Source organism: Streptomyces sp. NPDC048417, assembly GCF_040651615.1.
Lineage (GTDB): Bacteria > Actinomycetota > Actinomycetes > Streptomycetales > Streptomycetaceae > Streptomyces.
The window spans coordinates 40991-53701 of sequence record NZ_JBEZKI010000046.1; the positions used below are offsets into that span (position 1 = coordinate 40991).

The following is a 12711-nucleotide window of genomic DNA, read 5'->3' on the forward strand; positions in this document are numbered from 1 at the left end:
AGCTGAGAAAAGGGAAGGTCTTATCAAACTTTCATAAGACGGCAAATTCCTCCGCCACCGAGGGGGTACTGCCAGGTAACCCCTGTCGCGGTCGGTGTACGGTCCCCGGATGCGCGATTCTTCTCGGCTCACCCGGCGTGCCGCCCTCGGGCTGACGGCCGCCGCCCTCCCGCTGGCAGCCGCCACCCCTGCCCGTGCCACCACCGTCATAGGCGGCGAGCGCCTCGCCCGCGGCGGCGTCCAGGTGCGCGGTGCCACCGGCCTCCCCAAGAAGATCACCGCCCATGCCTGGCTGCTCGCCGACTGCGAGAGCGGGGAGGTGCTGGCCTCCTTCGACGCGCACCGGCGTCTGGCGCCCGCGTCCACCCTGAAGATGCTGTTCGCGGACACCGTGCTGAAGAAGTTCGAGCGGACCGAGCGCTACAAGGTCAAGGACACCGACGTCTCCGACGTCCCGGCCGGCTCCAGCCTGGTCGGCATCAAGCCCGGCATCACCTACACCGTCGAGCAGCTGTGGCAGGGCGTCTTCCTGCGCTCCGGCAACGACGCCGTGCACGTCCTCGCGCACATGAACGGCGGCATCGCACGGACCGTCGCCGAGATGCAGGCCAAGGCGGCCGACCTGCAGGCCCTCGACACCCACGTGGTCAGCCCCGACGGCTTCGACCACCCCGGCCAGCTGTCCTCCGCCTACGACCTGACCCTCTTCGCCCGGCACGGGCTGAAGGACGACGACTTCCGGGGCTACTGCGGGACCAGGACCGCGAACTTCCCGGCCGGGGGCAAGAAGACCTTCCAGATCCAGAACACCGACCGCCTGCTCACCGGCTCCTGGGGACTCGGCGTCTACAAGGGCCTGTTCGGCGTCAAGAACGGCTACACCAGCCACGCCGGCAACACCTTCACCGGCGGCGCCACCCGGGGCGGCCGCACCCTGCTGGTCACCGTGATGCACCCCGACAGCGGCAGCAACGCCGTCTACGAGGAGACCGCCGCGCTGCTCGACTGGGGCTTCGGGAAGGGGAGTTCGGCACAGGCGGTGGGCACGCTGGTCGATCCGCTGAGCGAGGGCGGGGCGGGCGCGAGCCCGTCGCCGACGGCGGCCAAGGGCGCCGCGGGAGCGGCCGGGACGGGGGCCGCGGCCGGTTCGGGGGCGTCCGGACCGTCGCCGTGGCGGCTCGCGGAGGGCGGCGCGGGAACGCTCGCGCTGCTGGGCGCGGGCGCCTGGGCGCTGCGCCGGCGTCGCCGGGCGGCCGGCGCCGACTCGGCCGACACACCGGCGGGTTGACGTCACGCGGCAGCCGTCCCGCCCACCGGTGCGTACCCGCGGTACCGCACGGGCCCACCCCCACCCGGTCCGGTGGGACGGCTGCCGCCTCCCCCTCGATGTGGTCGGCGGAACACCAGAGCCTCAACTGTGAAGTTCTGGTGGAGGAATGTTGAGCATAGGCGCGTTAGCGGCCGCAATACCGCGGACGTTTGAATTCCGCTTGTGCACGTTGCGAAGACCCGGGCTGAACGGTGGTTCAGCCCCGCCCCACGTACGGCATCGCCGTCGCCAGCACCGTCGCGAACTGCACGTTCGCCGCCAGGGGCAGCTCGGCCATGTGCCGGACGGTACGCGCCACATCGGCCACGTCCATCACGGGTTCCGGGGCGATCTCCCCGTTCGCCTGCAGGGCGCCGGTCTGCATCCGGGCCGTCATGTCCGTGGCCGCGTTGCCGATGTCGATCTGCCCGACCGCGATCCCGTACGGCCGCCCGTCCAGGGACAGCGACTTGGTGAGGCCGGTCAGCGCGTGCTTGGTCGCGGTGTAGGGGGCGGAGTTCGGTCGGGGCGTGTGCGCCGAGATGGACCCGTTGTTGATGATCCGGCCGCCCTGCGGCTCCTGCTCCTTCATCTGCCGGAACGCCGCCTGCGCGCACAGGAACGCCCCGTTGAGGTTGGTGTCCACGACATGCCGCCACGCGTCGTAGGCGAGATCCTCCACGGGCACCCCGCCGGGCCCGAACGTCCCCGCGTTGTTGAACAACAGGTCCACCCGCCCGAACCGCGCCACGGTCGCCGCGAACAGCCCGGCCACGTCCTCCGGTTGCGCCACGTCCGTGCGTACGACGAGGCAGGCGCCCTCGGGCACCAGCTCCGCCGTCTCCTCCAGCGTCCGGGGGCGCCGCCCGGCCAGCGCCACCGACCAGCCGGCCCGCAGCAGTTCCACGGCCACGGCCCGCCCGACACCGGAACCGGCACCGGTGACCACCGCGATCTTCGATTGCTTGGCATTCATGGGGCCGCAGCCTAGGGAGCGCGGCCCCTCAGGTCACGCCTGGCCCGCGTAGCGCACGCCGACCAGTTCCCGGAGTGTGTCCAGGGTGCGCATGACGGCGAGGGTGCCGTCGAGCGGGACCAGCGGGGACTCCTTCTCGCCGGCCCGCAGGGCGCGCATGACCTCCCGGGCCTCGTGGCGGAGGGTGTTGTGCGGGCCGTCGGCCGGGTCCAGGGCGAACTCCTCCGGGTCGCGGCCGTCGCGGTGCAGGACGAAGCGCTCGGGGTTGAAGAAGCCGTCCGGGATGTCGATCCGGCCCCGGGAGCCGGTGACCGAGGCGGTGGTGCCGGTGCCGCCCACGATGGAGCAGTGCACCGCCGCGAGAGCACCGCTCTCCCAGGAGAGCAGCGCACCCGTCTGGAGATCGACGCCCTCGTCAGAGAGCACCGCTCGCGCCGACAGCCCGTCCGGCTCGCCGAGCAGCAGATGCGCGAACGACACCGGGTACACGCCCAGGTCCAGCAGCGCGCCCCCGCCCAGCGCCGGGTCCCGCAGCCGGTGCGCCGGCGGGAACGGGCCCTCGAGCCCGAAGTCCGCCTGCACGGTCCGTACCTCGCCTATCGCCCCGTCGCCGACCAGCGCCTTGAGTCGCCGCACCAGCGGGTTGCAGTACATCCACATCGCCTCCATCAGGAAGCGGTCGTGCTTCTTCGCCAGCGTGACCAGTTCCCCGGCCTCGCGGGCGTCGATCGTGAACGCCTTCTCGCAGAGCACGTTCCGCCCCGCCTCCAGGCACAGCCCGGCGGCCGCCCGGTGTGCCGAGTGCGGAGTGGCGACGTACACGACATCGATGTCCTCGTCCCGGGCCAGCGACTCCCAGTCGCCGTACGCCCGCCCGATCCCGAACCGCTCCGCGAACGCCTCCGCCGACGCCGGGGACCGCGAGGCCACCGCCGCGATCTCCGCGTCCGGCAGATCCACCAGGTCCGCCGCGAACGCGGCCGCGATCCCGCCGGTCGCCAGGATCCCCCACCGCACACTCTGCTCAGCCATCCCGGCCGCCCCACCCTCGCTCATGTGTTTCCAGGCAGTCCCTACGAGCTGAGAGCATAGGCGGCGGACATCGGGATCCACCAAGGCAGGGACTCGGCGAACGCGCGACTTCAGGAGAGAGCGAGGGGGCACATGCCCGAGCAGCCAGCACCGCCGACATCGGACACCCAGGACACCGCCGCACCCGCACCCGTACCCGCACCCCACGGGCCCGGCACCCCCACCTCCACCCTCGCTTCGGCCCTCGCCTCCACCCTCGCCTCCACCCCCGCCTCGACCTTCGCCTCCGCCCCCGCCCCTGCCGTCCGCCGGGCCGGCCTGCTGCTGGTGCTGGTCCTCGGCGCGCTCACCGCGACGCCGCCGCTGGCGATGGACATGTACCTCCCGTCGCTGCCCGAGGTCACCCGCTCCCTGCACGCCCCCGCCGCGACCGTCCAGCTCACCCTCACCGCCTGCCTCGCCGGCATGGCCCTCGGCCAGCTGGTCGTCGGCCCGATGAGCGACCGCTGGGGCCGCCGCCGCCCGCTGCTGGCCGGCCTCGCCGTCTACGTCGCCGCCACCGCCCTGTGCGCCGTCGCGCCGAACGTCGAGACCCTGGTCGCCTTCCGCCTCGCCCAGGGCCTCGCGGGCGCGGCCGGCATAGTCATCGCCCGGGCCGTCGTACGCGACCTCTACGACGGCGTCGCGATGGCCCGCTTCTTCTCCACCCTGATGCTGGTCTCCGGGGCGGCCCCGATCGTCGCCCCGCTGATCGGCGGGCAGATCCTGCGGGTGACCCACTGGCGGGGCGTGTTCGTCGTCCTGACGGTCGTCGGCGCCGTCCTCGCCACGGTGGTGTGGGCGACGCTCCCGGAGACCCTGGCGGCCGCCGACCGGCACGCCGGGGGAGCGGCCGCCGCCGTACGCGCCATGCGCGCCCTGCTCGCCGACCTCCCCTTCACCGGCTACATGCTCGCCGGCGGCTTCGCCTTCGCCGCGCTCTTCGCCTACATAAGTGCCTCGCCCTTCGTCATCCAGGAGATCTACGGCGCCTCCCCGCAGACCTTCAGCCTGCTCTTCGGGCTCAACTCGGTCGGGCTGGTGATCGCCGGGCAGATCAACGGCAAGGTGCTGGTCGGCCGGGTCAGCCTGGACAAGGTGCTGGGCGCGGGCCTGGCCGTGACCGTGCTCGCCTCGAGCGCCCTGCTCCTCATGTCGACCGGGGTCTTCGGTCCGGTCGGCCTCGCCCCCGTCGCCACCGCCCTGTTCGTGCTGATGTCCGCGATGGGCTTCGCCCTCCCCAACGCCCAGTCCCTCGCCCTGCTGCGCACCCGGCACAGCGCCGGATCGGCGTCCGCGCTGCTCGGGACCTCCTCGTTCCTGGTGGGCGCGGTCGCCTCGCCGCTGGTCGGGATCGCCGGGGAGAGAACCGCCGTGCCCATGGCGGTCGTCCAACTGGCGGGGACACTGGTGGCGCTGGCCTGCTTCGTGGGAATGTGCCGTCCCTGGACCGTGCGGGGGAACACACGTGCGGGGATGGAGGATGGGGGTGCCCCCATCCGGACGAAGCCGAGAAAAGCGAAGTCGAGAAAGGGGGAGGAGAGCTGAGCGTACCGAGACTGCGCGTCGAGACACCGGAACGGGCCGGGCTCGACCCCGCGGAACTCAGGCACCTCGTGCGCGAAGTGCGTGCCCTCACCGCCGGTGAGCGGCCCTGGGCGGCCGGGACCGTGGTGGTCGCCGGACGCGGACCCGTGATCGCCGTGCAGCAGGCGGCCGGCTGGGCGGTGCGCTGGTCGGCGTACGACGCCGACGCCGACGCCGGTGCCGAAATGCCGCCCGCCGCGCGGGTCCCGATGACCGTCGACACCCCCTTCGACCTGGCCTCCCTGACCAAACTCTTCACCGCGGTCGCCGCCGCGCAGCAACTCGAACGCGGCACCCTCGGCATCGACGCCCGGGTCGGCGCCTACCTCCCCGACTTCCGGGCGGCCGCCGTCCACCACATCACCGTCCGCCAGCTCCTCACCCACACCTCCGGGCTGCGCCCCGAACTCCCGCTCCACGACTGCCCCGACGACGCGGCCCGCCTCGAGCTGCTCCGCGCCGAGGCCCCGAGCAGCGCACCCGGCGCCTACCGCTACTCGGACCTCAACATGCTCCTCCTCCAGCACGTCCTGGAGCGGATCACCGGCCGCACCCTCGACGTCCTCGTCCGCGAGGGCATCACCCGCCCGCTCGGGATGACCGCCACCGACTTCGGCCCCTGCCCGGGCGCGGCGGCCACCGAGGACCAGCGGCGGCCGTGGGCCAAGGCGGACCGAGGCATGCTGCGGGGTGTCGTGCACGACGAGAACGCCTGGGCGCTGGGCGGGGTGGCCGGGCACGCGGGCCTGTTCTCCACGGCCCGGGACCTGGCCGTCTTCTGCCGGACGCTGCTGGCGGGCGGTGCGTACGGCCCGGCGCGGGTCCTCGGCCCCGACTTCGTGGACCTGCTGCTGGCCCCGCCCGGCCTGGGGTTCCTGGTGGACCAGCCGTGGTTCATGGGCGAACTGGCGGGACGGGGCGCGGCCGGGCACACCGGGTTCACAGGGACGAGCCTGGTGCTGGACCGGGCGACGGACACGTTCCTGGTCCTGCTGGCCAACACCGTCCATCCACGGCGGCGGCCGGGCGACAGCGCCCCGAGAGCGGCGGCGGCGACCCGGCTGGCGAGGGCGGTGTTCCTCAGCCCGTCCGGGGTGTGAGGGCACGGCCCGGCGGGCGGCGGCCCCGGGGCGGCCGGCGCGACGCCGGGCGCCCCTACAATCGCCGGGTGAACCACCCCGCATCCCCGGCCGACCGGCTCCGCGCCACGCTCTCCGACCTCCTCGACGGCCTTCCTCCGAAGCAGGCCGCCGGAGCCGTCGAGCGGCTGATCGCCAGCTATCGGGGGGCCACCCCGACCGACGCGCCGATCCTGCGGGACCGGGCGGACGTGGTGGCCTACGCGGCGTACCGGATGCCGGCGACCTTCGAGGCAGTACGGGCGGCGCTGGCGGCGTTCGCCGACGCGGTGCCGGAGGGCTGGGTGCCGGGGAGCCATGTGGACGTCGGCGGCGGTACGGGCGCGGCGACCTGGGCGGTGACCGACACCTGGGCCGGGACGCGGCCGGTGACGGTCCTCGACTGGGCCGAGCCGGCGCTGGCCCTCGGCAGGGAGATCGCCACGGCCAACCCGGAGCTGCGGGAGGCGGTGTGGCGGCGCTCTCGGATCGGAGCGGCGCTCACCATCGAGAGCACTGATCTGGTCACGGTGTCGTACGTCCTCAACGAACTCGACGAGGCCGCCCGCGCCGCCCTCGTCGACGCCGCCGCGAACGCCGCGCAGGCCGTCGTCATCGTGGAGGCCGGCACCCCGGCGGGCTACGCCCGGGTCATCGAGGCCCGCGACCGCCTGATCGCCGCCGGCTTCCGGATCGCCGCGCCCTGCCCGCACAGCGCCGCCTGCCCGATCGTCCCCGGCACGGACTGGTGCCACTTCTCGGCCCGGGTCAGCCGCTCCTCCCTGCACCGCCAGGTCAAGGGCGGGTCGCTGGCCTACGAGGACGAGAAGTTCAGCTACGTGGCGGCCACCCGCTTCCCGGCCGCCCCGGCGTCGGCCCGGGTGGTCCGGCGCCCGCAGATCCGCAAGGGCCAGGTCCTCCTCGACCTGTGCGAGAGGGACGAACAGCTGCGCCGCACGACGATCACCAAACGGCACGGCGACCTGTACAAGGCGGCGCGGGACGCGGACTGGGGCGACGAGTGGCCACCGCCGGGTTCGGGGGTGTAACTCCCGCGAGCCTTTGTCGCTTCAGCGGAGGGTGTAACTCGCGTGAGGTGAGCCGTGAGCCCTTACCGCTCCAGTGAGAAGGCGTAACTCGCGTGAGCCGTGAGTCTTAATCGCTCAAATCGCTCCGGTGAGAAGCTCTAACTCCCGCGATCCCGTATCACTCCAGTGTGAGGGTCTGGCGCCGGCCACCACCTATCGCCCTTATCGCCCTATCGCCCCGGTGAGGCCTTCCCGCCCCTTGTCCTGCCCGGGTTCTCGACCCTCGCGTACCCCCCTTCACGCCCAGATGGGACGATAAGGCATGCTGTCCGGACCACAGCGAGGCGAGGCAATATATGAGCGGGACGTTCCGCGGCCGTAGTGGCCGGCAGGGCAAACTCTCCCAGCGGCTGCTCGGACGGCGGCCCAAGGAAGCCGCTGCCACCGACGACGACGGCCGTGCCGCCCTGCTGCTGGCCGCCGCCGAGGCGGGCCTCCCGCTGGCCCCCGCCGCGCATCCCGCCCCCGGCTACGGCTGCTCCTGCGACCGTGTCGGCTGTCCCACCCCGGCCCGGCACCCGGTGTCGTTCGCGTGGCAGACGCAGTCCACCACCGACCCCGCCCAGATCGAGCGCTGGGCCCGGCACCAGCCGCAGGCCAACTTCATCACCGCGACCGGGATGACGCACGACGTCCTGGACGTCCCCCTGGAGGCCGGCCGGCCGGCGCTGGAGCGGCTGCTCGCGAACGGGGTCGAGGTCGGTCCGGTCGCCGAGAGCGACGACGGCCGCATGCTGTTCTTCACCCTCACCCGGGGCACCCCGGAGGACGAGGACGAGTGGTGGCCGTGCGAGCTGGACTGTCACCCCGAGACCATGGACGAGCACCCCGGCCTGCGCTGGCACTGCCGGGGGTCCTACGTCCTCGTGCCGCCCGCCCGGCTGCCCGGTGACGGCGACCGGCGGGTGCGCTGGGTGCGCGGCCCCGAGCACCCGCTGCCCGACCCGCTGACCCTCCTGGAGATCCTCACCGACGCCGGAGCCCGGCACGCCGGTGAGGAGTCCGGCCAGGTGGGCGCCGCCTGGCCGGTCCGCCGCTAGGAACCCTCCGCGGAGGTCAGGCCCTGGATACGTCCGAGGACCGAGACCTTTCCGGTGCCCGCCGGGTCCAGGGCGACCTGGTTGGAGACGAACTCCATGGTCAGCGACTGCTTGATCTCACCCTTGGTGAGGGCCTTCACGTCCTGGTTCGGCGTCGGCACGGAAGTGCCCGCGGCCGCGGTCTCCTTGGCGTAGTAGCGGGTGGTGAAGAACACCATCGCGCCGCCGTCGGTGGTGCGCAGGGCGAGCGGCGCGTAGTCGCCGTTGGTCAGCGGCTCGTCGATGTACTGGGTCGCGAGGCCCGGCTTGGTCGACTTCCTGCGGTCCGTGCGCCAGCCGCTGGTGTGCGCGCCGTCCGCGAAGACGGCGCCGCCGCTCTTCAGGTACGTGGCGTAGTCCTGGCTCAGGTCGGCCGGGGAGACGGCCAGTTGGGCGCTGTTGCCCGCCACGGCCTCGGCCCAGCCGTCCTTGTCGGTCGTGAACTTCGGTACGGCGTCCGGCGCGACCAGTGTCAGATACGCCGCCTGGAACGGCTCGGAGAGGCTGTCGCGGGTGAAGACCAGCAGCCAGCGGTCGTCGCCGCCCTTGTTGCCGTGCGCGTCGGCGAGGAACCAGCGCGGCCAGCCGGCCTTCTTGGGGATGGTGTACGTGACGTCGTCGAACTCCAGTGGCGAGTGGCCGGAGTTGCCGCTCGGGCTGTTGACATGCCCGGCCTTCAGGCGCGCGGAGTCGATGTCGGCGAGGGCGCCGGTCGTGTAGTCGGCATCCAGGGAACCGTCGTAGGCCTCGTCGGCCTTGTTGTAGGCGTCCGTGAACTGCTTCAGCGCCTTGGCGGCCTCGGCGCGGGTGGTGGTGGGGAGCACCTCGCGCTCCCCGTGCACCACCACGCAGCCGCTCGCCGTCAGCGACATGGCGGTCAGCGAGACCGCCAGGAGCGCGTTCCGATCACGCCTGCGGAGTCTGCGGAGCCGCCGAGGGCCGCGATCCCTGGTCGTCAGGTGCGTCATCAGGTGCCTTCACCTTCCCCTTCCCGGAGCCGAACCCTACCGGGGCGAAGAAGAGTACGAGAGTCGGGACCAGGTACAGCAGCCACACCGTGACCTGGAGCACGGTCGGGTCGGGCTGGAAGTTGAAGACGCCCTTGAGGAGGGTGCCGTACCAGCTGTCCGGCGGGATGGTGCCGCTGATGTCGAAGGCCTGGTTGGTCAGGCCCGGGATCCAGTCGGCCTCCTGGAGGTCGTGGAAGCCGTACGCCAGCACGCCGGCGGCGACCACGACCAGCATGCCGCCGGTCCAGGTGAAGAACTTGGCGAGGTTGATCCGCAGGGCGCCGCGGTAGAACAGCCAGCCGAGCAGGACCGCGGTGGCCAGGCCCAGGGCGACGCCGATCAGGGGGCGCGGGGTGCCGTCGCTGGCCGCGTGCACGGACGCCCACACGAACAGGGCGGTCTCAAGTCCCTCGCGGCCCACGGCGAGGAAGGCGGTGGCGACCAGCGCCCCCGTGCCCATCGCGAGGGCCGCGTCCAGCCTGCCGTGCAGTTCGGTCTTGAGGTGCCGGGCGGTGCGCCGCATCCAGAACACCATCCACGTCACCAGGCCGACCGCGACGACGGACAGGGACCCGCCGAGCGCCTCCTGCGCCTCGAACGTCAGCTCCTGGGAGCCGAATTCGAGCGCGCAGCCGAAGCCCATGGCGATCAGCACCGCCACGGCGATGCCGATCCAGATCGGCCGCAGGGCGTCCCTGCGCTCGGTCTTGACCAGATAGGCGATGAGGATGCAGACGACGAGCGAGGCCTCAAGGCCTTCGCGCAGCCCGATCAGATAGTTGGAGAACACGGATCACGCTCCCTTGGAGGACTCGGAGAACAGCGTCCGGCCCCACCAGTCGTCCTTGTCCCGGACGCCGGGCGGGACCGCGAAGACCGCCGAACCCACGTGCTGGATGTACTCGTTGAGTGCGTCGGACGCCGACAGCCTGCGCTGCAGCGGGATGAACCCCTTGCGCACGTCTCGCTGGTAGGCCAGGAAGAACAGCCCCGCGTCGAGCCGCCCGAGTCCGTCCGTGCCGTCGGTGAACGAATAGCCCCGGCGCAGGATGGTGATCCCGTCGTTGGAGTCGGGGTGTGCGAGCCGCACATGGGCGTCCGGCTTCATCGCCTTCAGGAACGGCGCGTCGTGCTCCTTGGCCTTGCCGACCGGGGCACCCTCGCCCTTGTCCCGGCCGAAGACGTCCTCCTGCTCCTGGAGCGAGGTCCGGTCCCAGGTCTCGATGTTCATCCGGATCCGCCGGGCGACGAGATACGACCCGCCGCTCATCCACGCGGGACCGTCGCCGTCGCCGGCCCACACGAACTTCTTCAGCCGGTCGGTCTCGGTGCCCGCGATGTTGCGGGTGCCGTCCTTGAACCCCATGAGGTTGCGCGGGGTCTGGGCGTCCGGTGTGGTCGAGGACGTCTTGCCGAAGCCGAGCTGGGACCAGCGGATGGCGACCTTGCCGAAGCCGATCCGGGCGAGGTTGCGGATGGCGTGCACGGCGACCTGGGGGTCGTCGGCGCAGGCCTGGACGCACAGGTCGCCGCCGGTGCGGGCGGAGTCGAAGTTGTCGCCAGGGAACTGCGGCAGGTCGACCAGGGCGGCCGGGCGGCTGTCCCCGAGCCCGAACTTCTCGAAGAACGACGGCCCGAAGCCGATCGTCAGCGTCAGCCGGGACGGCTTCAGCCCGAGTGCCTCGCCGGTGTCGTCCGGGGGCGCCTCGGCGAGCCCGCCGTAGGCGCCGTCGCCGATCGCCTTCCCGGCGGTCAGCCGCCGGGCCGCGGCCGTCCAGTCCTTCAGCAGCTGGACGAACTCGGCCCGGTCGTCGGTCTTCACGTCGAACGCGGCGAAGTGCAGCCGGTCCTGGACGGGGGTGGCGATACCGGCCTGGTGCGCCCCGTGGAACTCCACCGCGCCACCGGCGTCGGCGGCGGCCGGGTCCATGTCGTCGCCGGCCTCGGTCATCGCCACCGCGCCCCCGGCGACGGCGGCGCCGAGCGCGAGCCCGGCCCCGCCCCAGCCGATGAGCGCGCGCCGCGACGGATTGGTTTTCTCGGCCATGTCCCGCCCCCTACTTGACGACGGCCGCGGCGAGCTTGGACAGCGGCTCCGCGAGGGCGTTGACCGCGTCGGACAGCTCCTTGCGCTGGGCCTTGGTGACCTTGTCGTACGACACGAAGCCGTCCGAGGTCGAGGTCGTGCGGTACTTGTCGAGCTGCGTGTTCAGCGCGGTGAACTGCTTGTCCAGCTCGGTGGTCAGGGCCGCGTCGTTCTTCTGGGCGACCGGCTTGAGCAGCTCGTACGCCTTCTGCGCGCCGTCGACGTTGGCCTTGAAGTCGCTGAGGTCGGTGTGCGAGTAGAGGTCCTCCTCACCGGTGATCTTGCCGGTGGCGACCTCGTCGAGGAGTTCCTTGGCGCCGTTGGCCATGGAGGTCGGGGTGATCTCGGCCTTGCCGACCCGCTTCTGCCAGTCCAACAGATCGGTGAGCAGCTCGTCGGCGAGGGCCTTCTGCTCGGCGCCCACCTTCTTGTCCACCCACAGGGCCTTCTCCAGCGCGTGCCAGCCGGTCCACTTCTGGCCCTTCTCCAGGCCGTCGGCGCGGGTGTCCGTCTTGGGGTCGATGTCCCCGAACGACTCGGCGATCGGCTCGGTGGTCTCCCAGCCGACGCGGGAGGGGGCGTAGGCGTTCTTGGCGGCCGCTATGTTCCCCGCCTTGATGGCGTTGACGAACGTCTCCACCTTCGGGATCGTCGCGTCGGCCTGTTCCTGCGCGTACTCGCGGTAGTCGGCGACGGCCTTGTCGAGCGCCGGGTTGCGCTTGGCGACCGCGCCGGAGCCGGTGACCGTCAGCTTCTGCCGGACGCCGTGCCCCTTCATCCCCGGCCGGCAGGCAATTTCATACGACCCCTGCTTCACCTCGGCGGTGAGCGTGTACTTGGTCCCCGGGCCGATGTTCTCCTTCTCCGAGACGATCCGGTCGTCCGGGAAGAGGATCTCGACCTCGGTGGCCTTGGAGCCCTTGTTCTCGATGGCGAGCGTGACGTGTCCGGCCGGCACGGACTTGGTCGAGGTCTCGCACTTCGAGTCGGCGGCGGTTACCTGGATCGCGTCACTCCCCTTGGCGTCGCTCTTCGCCGTGCAGGCCGAGAGGGCGGTCAGAGCGGCCGCGGTGGCGGCGGCGGTGACGGTGAGTCGGACGGCACGCATGCAGGCTCCAAGCGGGGCAGGTGTGGTGAGGCTGGCCTAACTTACATGAGGCTTACCTCACTGATACACATCCGGGTCGGGATTGACCAGACACAGAAAGATCACAGATACGGCTTGATGTCGGCGGCCTAAAGCTGACACCAAGGAATGGTTAAGAGAAGGTCAAGGAAGCCGTTTCGGGCCGACGACGACCGCGCCCGTCCGCGGATGCGGGAACACCTCGACCGGGTGGCCGTACACCTCCGACAAACGGCACGTACGGCCTCGACCTCACCCTCG

11 protein-coding genes and 1 pseudogene are annotated in these 12711 nt (G+C 71.9%); 5 read left to right on the forward strand and 7 right to left on the reverse strand.

From position 1 onward, the window contains the following. Positions 1-109: 109 nt before the first annotated feature. Complete coding sequence (locus AB0D59_RS46145) at positions 110-1288, forward strand: D-alanyl-D-alanine carboxypeptidase (RefSeq protein ID WP_362577760.1); 1179 nt, start codon at positions 110-112, stop codon at positions 1286-1288. Between the two features lie 238 nt (positions 1289-1526). Here AB0D59_RS46145 and AB0D59_RS46150 read toward each other — a convergent pair whose 3' ends face one another. Both AB0D59_RS46150 and AB0D59_RS46155 read right to left on the reverse strand, forming a co-directional pair. Then, positions 1527-2285 (reverse strand): SDR family oxidoreductase, encoded by a 759-nt coding sequence (locus AB0D59_RS46150; RefSeq protein WP_362577762.1) that lies wholly within the window; start codon positions 2283-2285, stop codon positions 1527-1529. Positions 2286-2318: 33 nt separating this feature from the next. Next, complete coding sequence (locus AB0D59_RS46155) at positions 2319-3317, reverse strand: Gfo/Idh/MocA family oxidoreductase (protein WP_362577764.1); 999 nt, start codon at positions 3315-3317, stop codon at positions 2319-2321. A 132-nt stretch (positions 3318-3449) separates the two neighbouring features. On the opposite strand from AB0D59_RS46155, the gene AB0D59_RS46160 reads away from it, so the two are divergent. From AB0D59_RS46160 to AB0D59_RS46175, 4 genes are all read left to right on the forward strand, one after another. Beyond that, positions 3450-4904, forward strand: a complete 1455-nt coding sequence (locus tag AB0D59_RS46160) for a multidrug effflux MFS transporter (RefSeq protein WP_362577765.1) — start codon at positions 3450-3452, stop codon at positions 4902-4904. Beyond that, the gene (locus AB0D59_RS46165; protein WP_362577833.1) at positions 4901-6043 is read left to right on the forward strand and encodes a serine hydrolase domain-containing protein; all 1143 of its coding nucleotides are present in this window, start codon (positions 4901-4903) and stop codon (positions 6041-6043) included. The genes AB0D59_RS46160 and AB0D59_RS46165 overlap by 4 nt, the downstream gene beginning before the upstream one ends. Positions 6044-6111: 68 nt before the next feature. Then, complete coding sequence (locus AB0D59_RS46170; RefSeq protein ID WP_362577767.1) at positions 6112-7110, forward strand: small ribosomal subunit Rsm22 family protein; 999 nt, start codon at positions 6112-6114, stop codon at positions 7108-7110. Between the two features lie 335 nt (positions 7111-7445). Continuing rightward, entirely contained in the window at positions 7446-8189 is a 744-nt protein-coding gene (locus tag AB0D59_RS46175; protein ID WP_362577768.1) for a bifunctional DNA primase/polymerase, read from the forward strand. On the opposite strand, the gene AB0D59_RS46180 is transcribed toward AB0D59_RS46175, so the two are convergent. From AB0D59_RS46180 to AB0D59_RS46200, 5 genes and pseudogenes are all read right to left on the reverse strand, one after another. Then, positions 8186-9196, reverse strand: coding sequence for a hypothetical protein (locus AB0D59_RS46180; RefSeq protein ID WP_362577770.1), 1011 nt, complete (start codon positions 9194-9196; stop codon positions 8186-8188). The genes AB0D59_RS46175 and AB0D59_RS46180 overlap by 4 nt on opposite strands. Next, complete coding sequence (gene efeU, locus AB0D59_RS46185; protein WP_362577772.1) at positions 9135-10028, reverse strand: iron uptake transporter permease EfeU; 894 nt, start codon at positions 10026-10028, stop codon at positions 9135-9137. Before efeU ends, AB0D59_RS46180 begins: the two co-directional genes overlap by 62 nt. A 3-nt stretch (positions 10029-10031) precedes the next feature. Then, a complete protein-coding gene (gene efeB, locus AB0D59_RS46190) occupies positions 10032-11285 on the reverse strand; it encodes an iron uptake transporter deferrochelatase/peroxidase subunit (RefSeq protein ID WP_362577774.1) in 1254 nt (417 codons plus the stop codon). A 10-nt stretch (positions 11286-11295) separates the two neighbouring features. Continuing rightward, the gene (gene efeO, locus AB0D59_RS46195; protein ID WP_362577775.1) at positions 11296-12432 is read right to left on the reverse strand and encodes an iron uptake system protein EfeO; all 1137 of its coding nucleotides are present in this window, start codon (positions 12430-12432) and stop codon (positions 11296-11298) included. A gap of 162 nt (positions 12433-12594) precedes the next feature. Next, positions 12595-12681 (reverse strand): annotated as a pseudogene (locus AB0D59_RS46200) (hemin ABC transporter ATP-binding protein); the annotation flags it as partial. Positions 12682-12711 lie beyond the last annotated feature (30 nt).

Bases quoted from the DNA above. Each gene is read 5' to 3' on its own strand.
- AB0D59_RS46145 (WP_362577760.1), top strand. From the start codon at position 110: ATGCGCGATTCTTCTCGGCTCACCCGGCGTGCCGCCCTCGGGCTGACG.
- AB0D59_RS46150 (WP_362577762.1), bottom strand. From the start codon at position 2,285: ATGAATGCCAAGCAATCGAAGATCGCGGTGGTCACCGGTGCCGGTTCC.
- AB0D59_RS46155 (WP_362577764.1), bottom strand. From the start codon at position 3,317: ATGGCTGAGCAGAGTGTGCGGTGGGGGATCCTGGCGACCGGCGGGATC.
- AB0D59_RS46160 (WP_362577765.1), top strand. From the start codon at position 3,450: ATGCCCGAGCAGCCAGCACCGCCGACATCGGACACCCAGGACACCGCC.
- AB0D59_RS46175 (WP_362577768.1), top strand. From the start codon at position 7,446: ATGAGCGGGACGTTCCGCGGCCGTAGTGGCCGGCAGGGCAAACTCTCC.
- AB0D59_RS46180 (WP_362577770.1), bottom strand. From the start codon at position 9,196: ATGACGCACCTGACGACCAGGGATCGCGGCCCTCGGCGGCTCCGCAGA.
- efeB (WP_362577774.1), bottom strand. From the start codon at position 11,285: ATGGCCGAGAAAACCAATCCGTCGCGGCGCGCGCTCATCGGCTGGGGC.
- efeO (WP_362577775.1), bottom strand. From the start codon at position 12,432: ATGCGTGCCGTCCGACTCACCGTCACCGCCGCCGCCACCGCGGCCGCT.